General features: G+C 63.9%; 13 protein-coding genes. 9 read left to right on the forward strand and 4 right to left on the reverse strand.

The features are described 5' to 3' along the window. The first annotated feature begins 106 nt into the window (after positions 1–106). The 5 genes from MAIT1_RS17065 to MAIT1_RS17085 all read left to right on the forward strand — a co-directional run bounded on the left by MAIT1_RS17065 (position 107) and on the right by MAIT1_RS17085 (position 7,407). Positions 107–1,093 carry an Hpt domain-containing response regulator gene (locus MAIT1_RS17065; RefSeq protein ID WP_085444750.1) on the forward strand — a complete coding sequence of 329 codons (987 nt, stop codon included), beginning with the start codon at positions 107–109 and terminating at the stop codon, positions 1,091–1,093. Positions 1,094–1,158: 65 nt separating this feature from the next. Continuing rightward, on the forward strand, positions 1,159–2,409 hold the full coding sequence (locus MAIT1_RS17070; protein WP_085444751.1) for a DUF1015 domain-containing protein: 1,251 nt from the start codon (positions 1,159–1,161) through the stop codon (positions 2,407–2,409). A 59-nt stretch (positions 2,410–2,468) separates the two neighbouring features. After that, the gene (locus tag MAIT1_RS17075; protein ID WP_085444752.1) at positions 2,469–3,794 is read left to right on the forward strand and encodes a M48 family metallopeptidase; all 1,326 of its coding nucleotides are present in this window, start codon (positions 2,469–2,471) and stop codon (positions 3,792–3,794) included. Continuing rightward, a complete protein-coding gene (locus tag MAIT1_RS17080) occupies positions 3,791–5,542 on the forward strand; it encodes a putative bifunctional diguanylate cyclase/phosphodiesterase (RefSeq protein WP_085444753.1) in 1,752 nt (583 codons plus the stop codon). The genes MAIT1_RS17075 and MAIT1_RS17080 overlap by 4 nt, the downstream gene beginning before the upstream one ends. Positions 5,543–6,213: 671 nt before the next feature. After that, positions 6,214–7,407, forward strand: a complete 1,194-nt coding sequence (locus tag MAIT1_RS17085; RefSeq protein ID WP_085444754.1) for a 2-isopropylmalate synthase — start codon at positions 6,214–6,216, stop codon at positions 7,405–7,407. A gap of 68 nt (positions 7,408–7,475) precedes the next feature. On the opposite strand, the gene MAIT1_RS17090 is transcribed toward MAIT1_RS17085, so the two are convergent. Further along, entirely contained in the window at positions 7,476–7,970 is a 495-nt protein-coding gene (locus MAIT1_RS17090; protein WP_158089579.1) for a MerR family transcriptional regulator, read from the reverse strand. A 321-nt stretch (positions 7,971–8,291) separates the two neighbouring features. Between MAIT1_RS17090 and MAIT1_RS17095 the strand changes: the two genes are divergently transcribed. After that, positions 8,292–8,936, forward strand: a complete 645-nt coding sequence (locus MAIT1_RS17095) for a 3'-5' exonuclease (RefSeq protein ID WP_085444756.1) — start codon at positions 8,292–8,294, stop codon at positions 8,934–8,936. A gap of 42 nt (positions 8,937–8,978) precedes the next feature. Here the strand turns inward: MAIT1_RS17095 and MAIT1_RS17100 are convergent, their stop codons facing one another. After that, positions 8,979–9,380: a hypothetical protein gene (locus tag MAIT1_RS17100; protein ID WP_085444757.1), complete on the reverse strand. Its 402-nt coding sequence runs from the start codon at positions 9,378–9,380 to the stop codon at positions 8,979–8,981. Positions 9,381–9,507: 127 nt separating this feature from the next. Here MAIT1_RS17100 and MAIT1_RS17105 point away from each other — a divergent pair, with 127 nt between their 5' ends. After that, on the forward strand, positions 9,508–11,304 hold the full coding sequence (locus tag MAIT1_RS17105) for a WD40 repeat domain-containing protein (protein WP_085444758.1): 1,797 nt from the start codon (positions 9,508–9,510) through the stop codon (positions 11,302–11,304). Positions 11,305–11,630: 326 nt separating this feature from the next. On the opposite strand, the gene MAIT1_RS17110 is transcribed toward MAIT1_RS17105, so the two are convergent. Then, positions 11,631–13,823: an AMP-binding protein gene (locus MAIT1_RS17110; protein WP_158089580.1), complete on the reverse strand. Its 2,193-nt coding sequence runs from the start codon at positions 13,821–13,823 to the stop codon at positions 11,631–11,633. Between the two features lie 186 nt (positions 13,824–14,009). After that, positions 14,010–15,368, reverse strand: a complete 1,359-nt coding sequence (locus tag MAIT1_RS17115; RefSeq protein WP_085444760.1) for a glycosyltransferase — start codon at positions 15,366–15,368, stop codon at positions 14,010–14,012. 233 nt (positions 15,369–15,601) lie between these two features. Between MAIT1_RS17115 and MAIT1_RS17120 the strand changes: the two genes are divergently transcribed. Together MAIT1_RS17120 and MAIT1_RS17125 are read left to right on the forward strand one after the other, a co-directional pair. Beyond that, positions 15,602–16,612: a class II aldolase/adducin family protein gene (locus MAIT1_RS17120; protein WP_158089581.1), complete on the forward strand. Its 1,011-nt coding sequence runs from the start codon at positions 15,602–15,604 to the stop codon at positions 16,610–16,612. A gap of 23 nt (positions 16,613–16,635) precedes the next feature. Next, entirely contained in the window at positions 16,636–18,306 is a 1,671-nt protein-coding gene (locus tag MAIT1_RS17125; protein ID WP_085444762.1) for an NTP transferase domain-containing protein, read from the forward strand. The last annotated feature ends 11 nt before the right edge of the window (positions 18,307–18,317 follow it).

Consider the following 18,317-nt stretch of genomic DNA (forward strand, 5'->3'; position numbering starts at 1 on the left):
TCCGCGTTTGGCCACAAGCCGGGTTGCTCCCGGCGTCCTCTTACGCCATCATGCGCAGATATTCTGGATCAACGTCTATGCCGTTGGTTTCACAGGAGCGCTCCGAATGCATCAACAGGATCCTGTTGAGAATTCCCTTCCCCCCCTGGTCAGCGAGCAAGCGCGGCAACTGCTCACGCAGCTGTTAGCCACCCCGCTGGATGATCGTCAACGCCATCTGGTGGCCTCCCTGTTTGGCGTGTTGGGGCTCAAACGCGATGGTCAACGCGTGGATGTGGGCTTTCTGGCCCAGGGCGATCAGACCGAAACGCTTGCGCCGTTGCGGGTGCTGTTGGTGGAGGATAATGACTTCACCAGTAAGATGCTCAGTCGTCTGCTGAGTTTGCGCGGCCACGATGTGGATGTGGCGCCCAACGGCATGGCCTGTTTGCAGCGCTTGGGGGAGCATGCCTACGATCTGATCCTGATGGATCTGAGCATGCCCAATATGAATGGCCTGGAAGCCACGACGGAGATTCGCCGTCATGAGCGTGAGAGCGCGCTGCCGCACACGCCCATCGTGGCGGTCACCGCGCTGACTGATAGCGATCACCAGGAGCAGGCGCGCATCGCCGGCGTCGATGGCTTCCACGCCAAACCGGTGGACGCCGGGCGCCTGTTTGCCGAAATCGAACGCGTGTTGGAGAGTCGCCGTTCCCAGGAGAGCGATCAGGCGCCGTTGCAGGAGCCCCGCCCTGGCGAGCAGATCGCCGACATCCAGCAGTTGTTGCAGACCGTCGAGCAGGATTGGACCTTGGCGCGCGAAGTGGGGCAGATGTTCCTGGATGATGCGTCGGCCATGCTCAACGCCCTGCGTGACGCCTTGCGTGATGGCGATGTGGAGCAAGCCCGCAACGCCGCCCATGCGCTCAAGGGCGCGGCGGGCGCTTTTGGGCAGACGCCGGTGCGGCGACTGGCTTTGGCGTTGGAGGCGATGGCCAACAATGGCGCGCTCGGCGGCTCCAAACCCGTGTTTGCGGCGCTGGAGTCTGCGTTGGAGACCATGTGCGCCAGCATTCAATCCGCTCTGCTCGACGATGAGAGATCCGCTTAACCGCGTTTTTTGTCGCCGCTCCGCGCGGCGACGCCACTTCATTGAATCTTAGGTTGGAATCCGTCATGTCCCAGCATGCTTTGGTGCGTCCCTTTCCCGGCTGGCGTCCGCCCAGCGACCAGGTTGAACAGATCAGCGCGCCGCCCTATGACGTGATGAATCGCGCCGAGGCGGCGCAGATGGCGCATCAGAACGCGCGCTCCTTTCTGCACGTTTCACGGGCGGACTTGGCGTTCGATGATGAGGTTCCCACCGCCGATGAGCGCGTCTATCTGGCTGCCGCCGAGAACTATGCGCGCTTGAAGGCCGACGGCGCGTTGGCGCAGGATCCGACGCCCTGCTACTACTTCTACCGTCTGATCATGGATGGGCGCGCGCAGACCGGGCTGGTGGCCGCCGCCTCGGTGATTGCCTATGACGGCGATCGCATCAAAAAGCATGAGTTCACCCGGCCCGATAAAGAGAACGATCGCACCGAGTTCGCCTGGCGGCTCAAGGCGCACTCGGGGCCGGTGTTCCTGACCTACCGCAATACGCCAGCGTTGAGCGCGCTGCTGGAGCGCGGCGCCAGTGGCGAGCCCACCTACGACTTTACCGCCGCTGACGGCGTGCAACACACCCTGTGGGTGGTGTCCGATGCGGAGCTGATTGATGCGGTCACCGACGCCTTTGACGCGCTGCCCCATGTCTATGTGGCCGACGGCCACCACCGTTCGGCGGCGGCGTCTCGCTGTCGTGAGCGTTGGATCAATGAGCATGGCGAACCAGAGGCCGAAGCGCCGGTGAACCGTTTTCTCTCGGTGCTGTTCCCCGACGATCAGATGCGCATTCTCGACTACAATCGCGTGGTGGCGGATCTCAATGGTCTGAGCGCGGAGGCGTTCGTGACGGCGCTGGAGACGGATTTTGAGGTGGGCGCGCCGCAATCCGAGGCGATTTCGCCCAGCCAGCCGCAGAGTTTCGGCATGTATCTCAACGGCCAGTGGCGTCTGTTGCGGCTCAAGCCGGGCGTGGGGGCGCTGGAGGATCCGGTCAAGCGGCTGGATGTGAGCCTGCTCAGTGACCACCTGTTGGGGCCGATTCTGGGCATCACCGATCCACGCCGCGACAAGCGTATCGACTTTGTCGGCGGTATTCGCGGCATGGCGGGGCTCTCTCGGCGGGTGGACTCCGGCGAGATGACGGTGGCGTTCTCCATGTACCCCACCAGCATGGCCGACCTGATGGCGGTGGCCGACGCCGGTGAGGTGATGCCGCCCAAATCCACCTGGTTCGAGCCCAAGCTGCGCGACGGCCTGGTGATTCAGAGCTTCTAACGCAGCAGGGGGCGCGGTTGCGGCTTGCGCGCGCCGTCGGCTCCTGCAAATATCCGGCTATGAGCGATATCATCTCCATAACCCCGCTGGGGGGAATTATTCTGGCGCTGCTGCTGGCGCAGTTCGCGTTGGAGCGCCTTGCCGCCTGGCGCAATCTGCGCGCCTGGACCGACGCGCCGCCGCCGCCGTTTGATCAGACGCGGGACCTGCCCACCCACCGCAAGGGACGCGACTATCTGGCGGCGCGCGAGCGCTTGGGGGCGATCTCAAGCGCTGTGCATCTGGCGGCGCTGCTGCTGTTTTGGCTGCTGGGGGGATTTGTCTGGCTGCACGGGGTGGCGGCGGCGAGCAGCGGACCGATTGTGGTCGGTCTGCTGTTTATCGGCGCGCTGCTGGCGGCGGACGCGCTGCTGGGGCTGCCGTTTTCCCTCTACAGCACGTTTGTGATCGAGCAGCGCTTCGGCTTCAACCGTTCCGACTGGCGCACCTTTGTGTCGGACCGCCTCAAAGGCGCGTTGCTGGGCGTTCTGCTCGGGGCGCCGCTGCTGTCGGCGCTGCTCGCTTTCTTCTTGTGGGCGGGGGATCTGGCGTGGTTCTACGCCTGGGCGGCGGTCATTGCGTTTTCGTTGGCGCTGCAGTATATCGCCCCCACCTGGATTATGCCTCTGTTCAACCGCTTTGAACCGCTGGCCGACGGCCCCCTCAAAAGCCGTCTGCAGGCGTTGTGTCAGCGGGTGGGCTTCGATATCGCCGGGCTCTTCGTCATCGATGGCTCCAAGCGCTCCAGCAAAGCCAACGCCTTCTTCACCGGGTTTGGCAAGAATCGCCGCATCGCCCTGTTCGACACCCTCATTGAAGGGCATGATGAAGCGGAGCTGGAAGCGGTTTTGGCCCATGAGATCGGTCACTACAAGCGGCGTCATATCCATAAGGGCGTGGCCATCGGCATCGCCCATACCGGATTGATGCTCTATCTGCTGGGGCTGGCGCTGCAGAGCCCGGCGCTGTTCGCCGCGTTTGGCCTGGAGAGCATGCCGGTTTCCGCCGGATTGGTCTTCTTCGCCATCCTGTTCTCGCCGCTGGAGATGGCGGTGGGGGCGGCGTTTGCGGCGCTGTCGCGCAAACATGAGTTCGAGGCCGATCGTTTCGCCGCCCAGAGCGTGGAAGATCCCGGCGCGCTGGCGCGGGCTTTAGTGCGCCTCTCAACGGAAAATCTTTCCCATCTGACTCCGGCGCCGTTATATGTTATTCTGAGTTACTCACATCCGCCGTTGCATGCGCGCTTGGCCGCCATTGACGCGATGGAGTCGCATTCTGCGCGCAGCGCGCAAGCGCAACCGCCAGCACACGTCGCAACCCAGGGCATTGGAGACAGTCGGGCATGAGCACACAGACAGGAGCCTCTCAAGCGCAAGGGCGCGCCAAGGCTATGCCGGCTTCGGACAATCTGGTGCGGGTGCTGCTGGAGAACAGTCACGAGGGGATCGCGCTCATCGATCATCGGGGCTGTTTACGTCAGGTTAACCAAGCGTTTATGAATCTCAGCGGCCTCAGTCGCAGCGATCTGGTGGGGCATCATGTGCTGCGTTGGTTGGACCAACCCGGCGATGACGATCTGCTGGAGGCCATCGGCGAAGAGATTTGGCAGAGCGGCCTGTGGCAGGGCAATATCAACCGGATCCTGGCCCATGGCGCGGCGTTCAAGGTCGATCTGAAGATCAACGCTATTCTGCCGCATCATGACGGCGCGGTGCGCAACTACCTGGTGCAGGCGCGCCCGGAAGCGGTGGTGCAAGCAAACGCCGAAAACAATCGCAGCCAATCTCGCGATCCCCTAACCGGTCTGCCGTTGCGCTTGCTGTTTGAAGACCGCTTGCAGCAGTCGCTGTCGCAGGCGTCGCGGCATAATGTCTGCGTGGGCGCCATGTTCCTGGAGCTGGACGCCGACCGCTTGAAGCTGATTCGGGACTCCCTGGGACAGACGGCGGCGGACGATATGTTGCGCGAAGTGGCGGTGCGTCTGGATAACTGCCTGCGCACCTCCGACTCGGTGGCGCGTCTGTCCGAAGTGGGCTTCGCTCTGCTGTTGTCGGACTTGAAAGATCCCCTCGAAGCGGTGCGCAACGCCAGCGTGGTGGCGCGCAAGGTGTATGAGTCGCTGATGCACCCGCTGGACGTCAATGGCCAGCCGGTGGAACTGAAGGCGGCCATGGGCATCACTCTGTTCCCGCAGGATGGGCGCACACCCTCTGAGCTGCTGATCAACGCCGAGACCGCCCTCAACCACGCCAAATCCCGCGGTTGGAACAATTACGAATTCTTCTCGGCGGAGATGACCGAGACCGCGCGCAAGCGCTTTGAGCTGGAGACCAGTCTGCGTCTGGGCATCGATCGCGGCGAGCTGCGCCTGTTCTATCAGCCGCAGGTGGACCTGGACAGCGGCGAGGTGATCGGCGCCGAGGCGCTGGTGCGTTGGATGCACCCGGAGCGCGGTCTGGTGCCGCCGGGTGATTTTATCCCCGTGGCCGAAGAGACCGGCTTGATCGTGCCCATGGGCTCGTGGGTGCTGCGCACCGCCTGCAAGCAGATCTACGAATGGGGCCAGATGGGCCTCAAACCGGTGCGCGTGGGGGTCAACCTTTCGGCGCTGCAGTTCAAGCGGCAGGATCTGGCCGCCCAGGTGGAGGGGCTGCTCAAGGAGTTCTCCATCGACCCCAGCATGCTGGATCTGGAGATCACCGAGAGCGCCATCATGGACGATGTGGATCGCGCCGTGGCCATGCTCAACCGCATCAGCGCGCTGGGCGTCAAGCTCTCCATTGACGACTTCGGCACCGGCTACTCTTCTTTGAGCCAGTTGCGTCAGTTCCCCTTCAAGACGCTGAAGATCGACCGCTCCTTCGTGCTGGATATCGATAACAACGACGGCGACGCCGCCATCGTCAGCGCCATCATCGCCATGGCCCACAGCCTCAATCAATCAGTGATTGTGGAGGGGCTGGAGACCGAGCAGCAGCTCAACATCATGCGCGGTCTGCACTGCAACGAGATGCAGGGCTTCCTGTTCAGCGCGCCGTTGCCTGCGGAGAAATTCACCGAACTGCTGCAGGCTGGGCGTCGTCTGGAGAGCTGATCGATCCAGCGTCGTTGTGCGGTTGCGTTCGATCCGCCCCATGACGGAAAGAGATTGAGCGGCGCAATTTTCTGCTTGCAATTTTGCGCCGCTCTTTTAATCTAATCCCACTATGGTCATCTACTCGATCCATACGGAGACCCGCTTCTCCGCCTCTCCCCTGGCCTTTGGGCGCCTGCCCGAAGCGCTACGACTACCCCTACGCTGAACGCCGTTTCGCGTCGGGCCAGCTTTTCGTTTCCTGTTCTCTCCAGATGTTTTTGAGCGATTTTCCCGTTTGAGTTTTGGCTAGCATTGCGACTTCGTGTCGTGCTGCTTTGTGGCGATAGCCCGCCAATTGCGCCGCCTTTGCGCGCGCACAGCGTTAGGAGCACTCTTATGTGTTGCGTACATCACAGACCATGGCCATGCGCCATCCCGGTTAAGCCGCGGTCCGCTATTGCCCGCACCTATCGCGCCGCCCGCCTAGAACTATCCCTCCTAGCGGGCTAAGCCCCGCATTGCGGCCATCCGGCCCGCGTCCCCTTGTGGACGGACTTTCCTTGAGCAATTCCGCACGCCTGTTGGCGTTGCATTGAAGAAAATGCCTGCGTTGCGTCGGTCCCCAGGATCATCGCGCGCGTCGCGGCGCCCTTGCGTCAGCGGCAAGACCCCTATGAGGAGTGAGAATCATGTTTGAGAACCAACAGGTGGCGTCCGATTCAGAAGCGGACCGCGTAATCATGTTCGACACCACTTTGCGCGATGGCGAGCAGATGCCCGGGGTGGCGTTGAGCGCCGAGCAGAAGGTGGAGATCGCGCGCAACTTGGCGGCGGTGGGGGTGGATGTGATCGAGGCGGGTTTCCCCGCCGCGTCGCCTGCGGAGTTCGCCGCCGTACAGGCGGTGTCGCGGAGTGTGGAGGGGGCGACAATCTGCGCCTTGGCCCGTTGTGTGGAGAGTGATGTGGCGGCGGCGCTCGCCGCGACGCAGGGGGCCAAGCGGCGCCGGATTCATGTTTTCATCGGCGTTTCGCCCATCCATCGCCAGGCCAAATTGCGCATGACGCCTGAACAGGTCATGCAACGGGCGGTGGCCGCCGTCACCCAGGCGCGGGCTCACTGCGACGATGTGCAGTTCTCCGCCGAAGACGCCACCCGTGCGGAGACGCCGTTTTTACAACAGATCTGCGCCGCCGCCATCGACGCGGGGGCGACCACCATCAATATCCCCGATACCGTGGGCTACACGGAGCCGTGGGAGTATCAGGCGATGATGGAAACCCTCATCGCTACGGTTCCCCATGGTTCGCATGTGCGCTTCTCCACCCACTGTCACAACGACATGGGCTTGGCCACGGCCAACACGTTGGCGGGGGTGCGCGGCGGCGCGCGGCAGGTGGAGGTGGCTATCAATGGTTTTGGCGAGCGCGCCGGCAATGCGGCGTTGGAGGAGGTGGGGGTGGCTATCAGCGCCCGCGCCGAGCGCTTTGGCGTGACGCATGGTGTGCAAATGGCGGGAATCTATACGCTCTCCCAACGCGCCTACGCAGCGTTTGGCGCGCCCATTCCGCCCAACAAGGCGGTGGTGGGCGGCAACGCCTTCGCCCATGAGTCGGGCATCCATCAACACGGGGTGATGTGCGATGCGCGGACGTATGAGGCGTTTACGCCGCAGAGCGTCGGGCGCGAAGCGCATCAGATGGCGTTGGGCAAACACTCGGGTCGCCATGCATTCCATGCGCGCATGGCGGCGTTGGGGATCAACTTTCCCTCCGCTGACGAGTGGCGCTGGGCGTTTGATCACTTCAAACAGATGGCGGAGCGGCAGGGGGAGGTCAACGACGCGGGGTTGATCGCGTTGGCGCGCTCATTGGCGCCAAGCTGATTCCAGTATGAAAAAGGGGGAGCGCGTGGATGACGCGCTCCCCCCAGATCAGCAACAGGGTGCAGGCGTCAGGATTCCCAGATCAGATCAAAGATATAGGAGCGAAACTCCGCAGGCAGCTCTTTGAGAAGCGGGCAGACGCTGCAGCCGCGTTCGCCAGGAGGTTCCTGACAGCCGTGGCACAGGGAGATCTGCTCCATAGCCAATTTGACCTGTTCATTCATTTGGTCAAGCAGCGTACGCTTGCTGCTGAGTTCCTGGTAGAGGCGGTTGAGCGCGTCAAACACCTGTTCACTGGCCTGTTCGCCGGTTTTGGCGTTGGCGCGGGAGTCGATCAACTCGCCGATCTGCTTGAGGGTGACCCCCAGTTTGGAGAACTCCAGGATGATGCGAATGCGCTTAAGATCCGCCTCGGAGAATTGTCGCATGCCCCCCGCGCTGCGCTGGGGTTCGATCAACCCCTGCTCTTGATAAAACCGCAGGGTTCGGGCCGTCACGCCCAACATCTTGGCGACGTCGCCGATTTTATAACGTCGTGGCGGGCGCGATGAAGCATCAGCCATGAGCGGGCGCATCCTTTAAGATTTGAAGTCGTTGTTGCGCAGTGGGCAATATGGCGCAAGGGGGAGCGCAATCGGCGCAGCCACAATTTGCTGCAAAAATCCCGTGCGTACTCCTTCGAAGATATAGGGCGTTACAGTGTTTAATGTCAAGTATGAAAGTTTTTTGCCGTGTGGGTGACGCCAGCGCCCATTGGACCCACTAAGCGGCGTGGCGGCTTGGCTTGCCGAGGGTTTTATGTTAGGAAAAGTCGGTTCTTTTTTTGTGGCGTGGCGCAATGACGCCGCCCTTGCCCTCCCGCTGGTCCGAATTTGGGATGCTTGATGCCTGTTTCGTCGCTTCGTTTACTGGATGATTACGCCCGCAAGGTGCCCAAGCAGGAGATCAATGACCTGCCGGTGTGCGCCTGGATGGGCGATGTCCATGTGGCGCGCGATAGCGATGAAACCGCCGAAGCGGTGGAGGTTCTGAGTCGGGAAACCGTGTTGGGGTTTGATACCGAGACGCGGCCCGCATTCCGCAAAGGGGTGAGTTACCCTCCAGCGCTGATTCAGTTGGCCGGGGCCAATGCGGTATACCTGTTTCAATTGTCGCAGATTGAGGATCTTCGCCCGCTGCAGGCGCTGCTCAGCGACGCTGCGGTGTTAAAAACCGGGGTGGGGCTGATTCAAGATGTGAAGCAGTTGCAGGAGGTGGCGCCGTTCACCCCAGGCGGGTTTGTCGATGTGGGCGAGGCGGCGGCGCGCAACGAAGTGGCCAGCAGAGGATTGCGCAGTATGGCGGCGGCGTTTTTTGGCGTGCGCATCTCCAAACGCGCGCAGTGTTCCAACTGGGCCAACGATGTGCTCGAAGCGTATCAGATCCGCTATGCGGCCACCGATGCGTGGATCAGTCGCGAGATCTATCTGGCGATGCAGCCGTTGGCGTTGGTGGATCCTCAATTGGACGCGGTGCTCCTGGATTCGTGATCAATGCGTTGTTCCCACGCGTAATCTACGTGGGCGTGGCGGTCAATTGGGCAGCTCTTTGGCCTGCGCGCAGAGCGAGACTTCCGGGTCGCGTTCGCGCAGCAGCGCATTGACGCGGCGCTGAATATCATCCCAGGCCAGGATCAACTGGCCCAGCTTTTCCCGCACCAACTGCGCCCGCGCCTCGGGCTCCAGTGCGTTGGCAGTCGATGAATTCTCGCCCAGCATGGCGCGAATCTCCTGCAACGAGGCGTTGAGCGCGCCGTCCAACTCCGGCGAGATGGCGTCCAATTGCGTGGCGTCATCGGTGATCTGATTCAGGCGCTGCAGCGCGCTCATGCCAGTGGTCAGGGCAAACTTGGTGCGTTCGGCGATCCAGGCGATCTTTTCCAGCTGGCCGTGGTCCAACTCTGTGAAATCCCAATTGACGTCTGGTTTGGCCATGGTTTGGCTCCGCAAGACCCCGCTTTTTTTGCTCTGCAGGCGGGTGGTGAGACTGTATTGGATGGTTCTATTGTCGGACGGCGCAGGGGAAGGGTCAAATAAAATGTCCTGGCGGGAGTATGGGAAGATGGCGAATTGCGCGTGGCGACGGGCGTTTGCGGCGCATCAGCAGGGCGCGCAGGTCGCTGTGCTGATCGGCTTGGCGTTGAGCATGGCCCTGCTCGCGCTGATCGCGCCCACTGTGGTGCGGGCGGCGGAGTTTTCGCAAACGCCCATCATGCTGGTGGAGACCTGGCTACACCGTGGCCCCATTCGGCGCGCGGCGCTGCTGCCCGATGGCGAACGCTGGGTCACGGTCTCCGATGATCGCAGCGCGCGGGTGTGGCGTCTGCGCGACGGCGTGCTCAAACGCGTGCTGCGCCCGCCGTTGGGGTTGGATGGCGATGGCAAACTCTATGCGGTGGCTGCGCAGCCCAAAACCGGTTTGATCGCCGTGGCCGGTTATACTGGCAAGGAGTGGCGTCCCGAGGTCTCCGTCTATCTGTTCAATTGGCAAAATAGCGCCCTGGTTAAGCGGTTGAGCGGACTGCCGGATGTGGTCAACCATCTGGCCTTCTCCGCCAATGGCCGCTATCTGGCGGCGGGGCTGGCCTCGGGTGGGGTGCGTGTGTTTGATGTGGCCAGCGGGCGGCTGGCGGGGGGCGACGCCGAGTATGGGAAACCGGTGACCTGGCTCGACTTCGCCCCGGATGGACGCATGGTTAGCGCCAGCGCCGATGGCCGCCTGCGCCTGTATGACGCGGATTTGCGCAAAGCGGGGGAGAAGATGCTGGGCCATGCGGGGGCGACGCCCTTTAGCGCGCGCTTTTCCCCCGATGGCGGATATCTCGCTGTGGGGCGGACCGAGGGCGCGCCGCTGGCGCTCAACAGTCGTGATTTGAGCATCAGCTTTCAGCCCAGCAGTGCGCGTTTTGACGGCGGCATGCCGCTGGTGGCGTGGTCTGAAGATGGACGCTACCTGTTTGCAGGCGGCGGACGGCGCGACTCCAATCGCGCGGCCATGGCGCGCAAATGGGATCTGAAGCGCAATGGCCAGTGGGTTGATCTGCACCTGGGAGCGGGCTTGGTGAGCGATCTGACGCCGCTGCCGGGCGGCGGGCTGGCCTATGTGACCGAGAGCGGCTCCATGGGCGCGTTGGACGCTTACGGCATCGCCTATTTTCGGCATGATTCGCCCAGCCGCGACTATCACGCGCCCGGGGCGACCCTGCGTCTCTCCGCCGACGGCGCAGTGGCCCGGTTTGGCCGCAGCAGCGCGGCGGGCGCCGGGGATATGAGCGCCTTTTCCATGCGTGATCTGCACCCCATGAGCGACGCTGAACTGGCCGGGAGGGTGCTGCGCGATCCGCTGACGCAAACCCGTTTGGTCGAGGTGAGCGGTTGGCAAAATGGCGACAAGCCCAAGGTGAACAGGCGGATTCCGCTCACGCTCAATGGCTCTGAGCGAGGCCGGGCGGTGGCGCTCTCCGCCGACAGCCGGTTTGTGGCTTTGGCCACCGACGTGCACCTCTATCTGTTCCGCAGCAATGGCGCGCAAATCTGGCGCACGGCGCTGCCCGCGGAAGCGCAGGCGGTCAATATCAGCGGCAATTCGCGCTGGGTGGCGGTTGCCCTGAGCGATGGGACCATCCGCTGGTATGACCTGGCCCTGGGGCGTGAGCGCGCGGCGCTCTACCCCCACGCCAATGGTAAATCCTGGGTGGCGTGGAACCCCTTGATGTACTGGAGCGCCTCCGATGACGCCAACGGCATGTTGGGGTGGAGCGTGAATGTGAGTGAAGAGCGCGCGCCGCGCTATCTGCCCGCCATCAAACAGAATCGCGGCTATCGCAACGCCGAGGCGGTGAGTAAGGTGTTTCGCTGATGTATACTTAGTCGAATTCAAAATTGGACATTGGCGATTTTGAGAATGGAAGATATCGAGGGCTTTGCCCTCGAGCTCCCAAGATCAACAGCCAAATCGTGATTCGGGCCATCCCTGTCCCTCACCCTACGGGCTCGCTGCGCGAGTCCGATTTGGCGTTCCTGCCAAATCGTGGGCGCCGCCCTGGATTGCACGCCATTGGCGCTGGGAGCGCAGGCCCCAGACCCCGCCGTCGGCCAGCCGACGGCCAATAGTTAGCGCAAGCTAGGCCTGCGTCACGCAAACATTGGACGCTCTGTGTCGTTTTGGTTTTGACTCACCATAGCTCAACTTTCGCTGAGCGCTTTGGCGGCGATCTCCTCCAGCGCCGGGTAGTCGACTTTTCCCGAGCCCAGCAGCGGCATGGCGTCGATGTGGATGATGCGCTTGGGGGCGTAGATCTCGCCATGTCCGGCTTCGCGCAAGGCGGCGAACAGGGCGACGGCGTCAGCATCGGGCCGGGTGGTGAGCAGAATCAGACGCTCGCCGCGTTTATCGCCCGGGGCGCGAATGACGCCGTGGGCGTGGTCGGGCCACAGCGTGCGCGCCACCGCCTCAGAGATCTCCAGGGAGACCATCTCGCCGCCGATTTTGGCGAAGCGCTTGAGCCGTCCGCGCAGGGTGACAAAGCCCGCATCGTCGATGTGCGCCAGATCGCCGGTGTCATACCAACCCGCGCCCCATGGCGCCTGGGGCGGGCGACACTGGGGCGCCTGTCCTGGTTTGTACTCCTGCGGCAGCAGATAGCCCAACATCACATTGGGCCCGCGAATCCACAAGCGCCCGCCCTGTTCCGGCGGCCAACCGGTCACCGGCTCCAAGCGGGTCTCAATCCCCGGCAGTGGGCGTCCCACGCTGGCCGGACGGTCGGCGTGGGGCAGATTGACCGCCACCGCCGGAGCCGCCTCGGTGGCGCCATACCCCTGCAGCACGCGCACGCCAAACTTCTCAAACCACAACAGTCGCGTGGCCTCGCGCAGCGGCTCGGCGCCAGCGAACAGGTAGCGCACGGTGTGGAAATCCCCCGTGCGCGCGGCGCGGGCGTAGCCGAACAGGAAGGTGTCGGCCCCCGCCATTACCGTGGGTCGCCAGTGGCGCGCGATCTCGCTGATGCGGCGATACTCCAACGGATTGGGGCAGAGGAACAGCCGCAGGCCGGAGAGCAGCGGTTTGAGAGTTCCCACGGTCAGACCAAAGGAGTGGAACAGCGGCAGGGCGTTCAGGTAGCGGTCGCCAAAACCCACGTCGGTGGCCACGCGCATCTGCGCGATATTGGCCAGCAGGTTCTGATGCGAGAGCATCACCCCTTTGGAGGCGCCCTCGGAGCCGGAGGTGAACAGAATCAGCGCCGGTTGGTGGGGGTCGGGTTTGGCCCCGGCGGCCAGCGGGCGGCGCGCCCGGCGCAGACCGTTGAGCTTCACCGCCAGGGTGGCGGCGGGGCGCAGATCCTCCAGGTAGAGGACGCGGGCGTTCTCGGTCAGTTGCGTGGCGGCCTCCTGCAATCCCGCCTTGGCGAGAAACAGGCGTGAGGTGAGGATTAGGCCGATATCCGCCGTGCGGCAGGCGGCGGCCATGGCGTGGGGCCCGGCGGAGAAGTTGAGCATGGCCGGAACCCGCGCGCCCGCTTGCAGCGCCAGCAGCACCGTGACGCATCCCACCGAACCGGGCAGCAGCACCCCCACGGCGTCGCCCTTTCTGGCATGTGGTCGCAACAGCTGCTCCAGCACCAGCGCGCGCAAAATCAACTGACCATAGCTGGCCTGGGCGCCGGTGGCGTCCTCCACCGCAATGCGATTGCGGCCAAAGCGGCGCGCGGCCAGGCAGATCTCCGTCCACAGGTCGGCGCGTCCCGCCAGCTCCCCCTGCAACCGACGCGCCGCCAGGCGCTGCAACAGGCGCAGCGCCGGATCGATGGGAGCGTCAGGCGCGTTTGGCGCCCACTGCGACGACGTAATGGGTGTGTCCGCCAGCAGTTCAATGGGGGCGCGCAGCGTGGCGCCCGTCAGCCCCCAGGGCGACACCATGCGATGCAGGCGCGCCCCACGCAGATACAGCGGGATGAGCGGCGCATCGCAGGCGGCAAGGAGCGCGGGGAGCCAGCCGGGCAGGTCGGTGAGGGCGTTGTCGGGCTGGGGTTGGTTGCTGGTGAGCCAGATGATGCGTTCGCCTGCGTTCAGCGCTTGCGCCAGCGGCGCGCGCGCCGACTCCGGCGCCGCGTCCTCCAAGGCGCTCCAGCGCGTCGGGTGACACAGCTGTTTCAGCCGCGCTGAGGGCGGGCGCTCCGGCGCATGAACAATGGTGGTGGGGGCCGCAGGCAGCGCCCACAGAATCAACGCGGCGTCCCATGGGGTGGCGTGATTGCAGGCCAGCACCCCGTGGGTCAGATCGAGGGAGTCGGCGCTGACGCCGGGCAGGGGCTTGAGGGTTGGTCGCAGGAGCGCGCGGGCGGCGCGCGCCAACAGAGACGATTGCTCAGGCATGGTCAGTCCGCTCCTGGGTTGGGGCGCGACGGCGCCGCGCGGCAACGCAGAGTAACGGGGCCAGAGTACGCCATAACAGTTGGCCATGGCGACCCCAACTGCAAAAACAGGCGGGAAAAGGGCTGCGGGGGGCGTTGCTGAGAGAGAGTCGAGGGCGCGCAGGCGCGCGCCCTCGATAATACAAGTTTAGCGCGCCTGCTGCTTGGCCGCCGGGGGCAGACAGAGCTTGGCCCGCGCCGCATCGGGAATCTCGCCCGTATGGCGCGCGGCGGTCTGCGCCAGTATGGCGCGCTGCTCGGCGCTCAGATTGGGGATCGCCATGGCCGCGCGCACCGCCCCTTCGGCGTGGTTGGCCAAGTGGAAAGCGTTGATCAGCGCGCTGGCGATCTGCTGGAAGAAGGGGCCGGGCGGCGGCGGGTTCAGTTCAAACAGCTCCATCAACACCTCCGCCGCCTGTTGATGGAAATTGTTCGACAGATAGACCAGAGCCTTTTGCAAGGTCAACTCAACGTCATGGGGATACTGCTTCTGCAGCTCGTTGAGCATCTGCACCGCGCGGCCGGGCAGGCCGCGATTCTGATACACAAAGGCGCTGGCCTTGATGATCTCCTGGTGCGGAAAGTGGCGGCGCTTCTGGCGCAGGAACGGCGCGATCAGGTCCAGCAGCACGATGCTGCGGTGCTTCCAGGTGTGCAGTCCGGCGTTGGCTTTGCCAGCTTCGGAGAGCTGACGCCAGCGATCGGGGTCGGCCAACAGCGTTTGGGCGTGGTCCAGCATCTGCGGGGCGTTTTGATGCAGCAGAATGTTCTGTCCGTCGACGAAGAATTCACTCAGCGACTCGGCGTCGTTACTCAGCACCACCGCGCCGCAGGCGGCGGCTTCAAAATTACGCGGATTAAGCACTTTGTGGTCGTTATCGTTGAACGCCAGCTTGGCGCGCGAATAGACCTTGCCCACCTCTTCGTTCCAGATGCCGCGGGTGAACACGGTCTTGAGTCCCGCATCCTGCAACGCTTGCAGCATGGCCATGCGCTCGGGGCGGCGGTTGGGATCCATATCGCCCACAAAGGCGATGTCGATATCGCGCTCGGGGGCGTTGAAGTCGTGATAATGGGCGTCGTTATAGCCGTGGGGCAGCCAGTAGACCGCCGGATGGCCGGTGTTGCGGAAGGTGGCGGCGTACTGGCGGAAGGTGACGAACAGGGCGTCGAACAGCTTGGCGTACTCGCTCTGCCAGGTCAGGTTGAAATGGGCGTCGATGGAGTAGTAGAAGCAGGGGATCTCCAGCTTCTCCAGATCCATGGGGAAGAACTTTTCGCCCGATTCGATCACCAGCACCGCGTCTGGCGAAAAGCGTCCGCGCAGGGCGCGCAAAATGGTCAACACGGATTCGGAGACGTCGCACGGCATGTGGGTCTCATCCTCCGCCATGCCGGGTCCAGCGCACATCACCGACGCCATGGAGCCCAGCGCCGAGGCGATGTGGCTGGCGGTGACGCCGTGGTGGTGTCCATAAAGAATTAAGAGGTTGGGGGAGTCTTGCATGGAGCGATCCTTGTCTGAAACGCGGCCTTATGCGGCGGCGCAAAGCAGCGGCTCGGCGCGTGACTGACGGCGACTTTTGCCGCGCCAGAGTGTGCGGTTGGGCACATTTGACCCCTTCTCAGAGCGGAAACGGGCGTTCTGAGGGGGGTGGCGGAATGCGTTGCAAGGGGTATTCCAGATGGCGCATACTGGCGCGACGTCTGTTGTCGACACTCCCTCTTGGGCGCCCGCTGATGCTCGATGCTTTGACCCGACTCTCCGCGCAAATTGGCGCCGATCCCATGCTGGTGCAGGGCGGCGGCGGCAATACCTCCTGCAAGGCCCCCGACGGTCGGTTGTGGGTGAAAGGCTCAGGCACATGGCTGTCGCGCGCCCAGGAGAAGCCGATCTTTACCGCCGTGGATCTGAACGCCGCGCGCGCCGCCATCGACAGCGATGCCGATGACCCCATGGCGGGTCTGTTTGACCCCGATGCGCCGTTGCGCCCCTCCATTGAGACCACGCTGCATGCGTTGATGCCGCATGCGGTGGTGTTGCATATGCACTCCATTCGCACGCTGGCCTGGGCGGTGCGCGCCGACGGCCCCGAGCGCGTGGCCGAGCGGCTCGACGGCTTGCGCTGGGCGTGGATTCCCTATCGCCGCCCCGGCGCGCCGCTTACCCAAGCGGTGCGCGCGGCCATGGGCGAGTCGCCGGATGTGCTGATTCTGGCCAATCACGGTCTGGTGGTGGGCGGCGCCGATTGCGCCGCCGCCGAAGCGCTGCTGGCGGAGGTGGAGCGCAGGCTGGATCAGCCGTACAAGCACTATGACGAGAGCGACCTGAGCCATGTCTCCGAGGTCGCGCCGGACGCCGACTACCGCCTGCCGACACACGCTGTGGCGCAGACGCTGGCCATGGACCCGCTGCTGTTGCCGAAACTGAATGATTCTGTGCTCTACCCGGACCATGCGGTCTATCTGGGTCCGGGCTGCTGTGTGGCCATGGGCGAACAGGGGTGGCACCCGGCGCGCGACGCTTACAAGGTGACCTATGGCGTCGATCCGGCGTTTATCATCTGGGAGGGGCGCGGAACCTGGGTGCGCGAGGAGCTCAAACCCGGCGGCGAGGAGATGCTGCGCGCCCTGGCGCTGCTGGCCAATCGTCTGGAGCCGCGCGCCGAACTGGCCACCCTCAATGACCGCGAAGTGGCCGACCTGCTGGATTGGGACGCCGAGAAGTTTCGCCAATCCCTGGACGCGTAACCGGCGGCAGGCCGGGAGGTTTCATGCAGATCATCATCCCCATGTCCGGTTTTGGCGAGCGCTTCCGCCGCGCCGGGTATTCGGTTCCCAAACCGCTCATCGAGGTGGATGGCAAACCCATCATCGCCCATGTGGTCGACCTGTTCCCGGGGGATCACGAGTTTCTGTTTATCTGCAACCAGGACCACCTGGATGCGCCGGAATACCGCATGCGGGAGATCCTGCAAGATCTGGCGCCCGATGGTCGCATCCTCGGCATCGCGCCGCACAAGCTGGGTCCGGTGCATGCGGTGCGGCAGGCGTTTGACCTGATCGACGACGCCGCGCAATGCGTGGTCAACTACTGCGATTTCACCTGCTACTGGGATTTTGACCACTTCGCGCGCTTTGTGGCCGAGTCCCGCTGCGATGGCGCGATTCCCTGCTACACCGGCTTCCACCCGCACATGCTGGGCTCCACCTCCTACGCCTACGTGAAAACGCCGCCCGGCTCCCTGTGGGGGGAGGATATCCAGGAGAAGCAGCCCTATACCGACACGCCGACTGAGGAGTTCGCCTCCAGCGGAACCTACTATTTCCGCTCCGGCGCGCTGCTCAAACAGGCGTTCGACCGCTGCGTGGCCGAGGATCTGACCATCGGCGGCGAGTTCTACGTCAGCCTCACCTACAAGCCGCTGTTTGCCGATGGCCGCAATATCGCCGTCTATCCGTTGCAGCACTTCATGCAGTGGGGCACGCCCCAGGATCTGGCCGAGTATCAGCGCTGGTCGGCGATGTTCCGCGATCTGCTGGCGCCGCCGCAGCCCGTTGCGCAGCACGATGGCGCGGTGATGGTGCCCATGGCCGGATTGGGCAGCCGTTTTGCCGAGGCCGGTTACGCCACCCCCAAGCCGCTCATCGCCGTCAATGGCAAGCCCATGGCGGTGCAGGCCACTGAGGATCTGCCCGACGCCCCGCAGCGGGTGTTCATCCACCGCGCCGACATGCCCGGTTTGGCGCAGGTGGAGCAGGCGCTGCGCGACGCGTTTGGCGCGGTCAAGCATGTGCGTCTGGCGGGCCCCACCGACGGTCAGGCGCGCACCTGCATGTATGGCGTGAGCGAAGTGGATTGGGAGCAGCCGCTCACCATCGGCGCCTGCGATAATGGCGCGCTGTACGACCACGCCGCTTTGCAAACCCTGTTGGATGATCCCGCAATCGACATCATCGTATGGGGCATGCGCGGTCACCCCGGCGCGCGGCTCAATCCGCAGATGTATGGCTGGATCGGCGCTGATGAGGCGGGCAATGTGTCCCGCGTGGCGGTCAAACAGCCGTTGGAGGATCCCGCCAGCGATCCCATCATTGTGGGGACGTTCACTTTCAAGAAGGCGCAGCGCTTCGTCGACGCCGCCGAGCATATGTTCGCTCTGTTCCGCGATAAGCGGGTCAACGGTGAGTACTACGTGGATATGCTCATCAATGATGCGGTGGAGATGGGGCTGCGGGTCAAACTGTTCGAAGTGGACCACTACCTGTGCTGGGGCACGCCGGGCGATCTGCAAAGTTTTGAGTATTGGCAGGGCTGTTTCCACAAATGGCCCGGCCACCCATACCAGTTGGAGCGCGATGGGCGCATCGCCCCGAGCGCCGTGCAGGAGCTGGCGCAGCGCTTTGCCGCCACTGCGCCGCAGATTCCCGCGCCGCGCGGGTGAGAGAAGAGGGC

The sequence above is a fragment of the Magnetofaba australis IT-1 genome (genome assembly GCF_002109495.1).
Taxonomy (GTDB): Bacteria; Pseudomonadota; Magnetococcia; order Magnetococcales; family Magnetococcaceae; genus Magnetofaba; species Magnetofaba australis.

What these genes read in the sequence shown, in the direction of transcription:
- MAIT1_RS17065 (WP_085444750.1), top strand. Translation starts at nt 107, where the DNA reads ATGCATCAACAGGATCCTGTTGAGAATTCCCTTCCCCCCCTGGTCAGC.
- MAIT1_RS17070 (WP_085444751.1), top strand. Translation starts at nt 1,159, where the DNA reads ATGTCCCAGCATGCTTTGGTGCGTCCCTTTCCCGGCTGGCGTCCGCCC.
- MAIT1_RS17075 (WP_085444752.1), top strand. Translation starts at nt 2,469, where the DNA reads ATGAGCGATATCATCTCCATAACCCCGCTGGGGGGAATTATTCTGGCG.
- MAIT1_RS17080 (WP_085444753.1), top strand. Translation starts at nt 3,791, where the DNA reads ATGAGCACACAGACAGGAGCCTCTCAAGCGCAAGGGCGCGCCAAGGCT.
- MAIT1_RS17085 (WP_085444754.1), top strand. Translation starts at nt 6,214, where the DNA reads ATGTTTGAGAACCAACAGGTGGCGTCCGATTCAGAAGCGGACCGCGTA.
- MAIT1_RS17090 (WP_158089579.1), bottom strand. Translation starts at nt 7,970, where the DNA reads ATGGCTGATGCTTCATCGCGCCCGCCACGACGTTATAAAATCGGCGAC.
- MAIT1_RS17095 (WP_085444756.1), top strand. Translation starts at nt 8,292, where the DNA reads ATGCCTGTTTCGTCGCTTCGTTTACTGGATGATTACGCCCGCAAGGTG.
- MAIT1_RS17100 (WP_085444757.1), bottom strand. Translation starts at nt 9,380, where the DNA reads ATGGCCAAACCAGACGTCAATTGGGATTTCACAGAGTTGGACCACGGC.
- MAIT1_RS17105 (WP_085444758.1), top strand. Translation starts at nt 9,508, where the DNA reads ATGGCGAATTGCGCGTGGCGACGGGCGTTTGCGGCGCATCAGCAGGGC.
- MAIT1_RS17110 (WP_158089580.1), bottom strand. Translation starts at nt 13,823, where the DNA reads ATGCCTGAGCAATCGTCTCTGTTGGCGCGCGCCGCCCGCGCGCTCCTG.
- MAIT1_RS17115 (WP_085444760.1), bottom strand. Translation starts at nt 15,368, where the DNA reads ATGCAAGACTCCCCCAACCTCTTAATTCTTTATGGACACCACCACGGC.
- MAIT1_RS17120 (WP_158089581.1), top strand. Translation starts at nt 15,602, where the DNA reads ATGCTCGATGCTTTGACCCGACTCTCCGCGCAAATTGGCGCCGATCCC.
- MAIT1_RS17125 (WP_085444762.1), top strand. Translation starts at nt 16,636, where the DNA reads ATGCAGATCATCATCCCCATGTCCGGTTTTGGCGAGCGCTTCCGCCGC.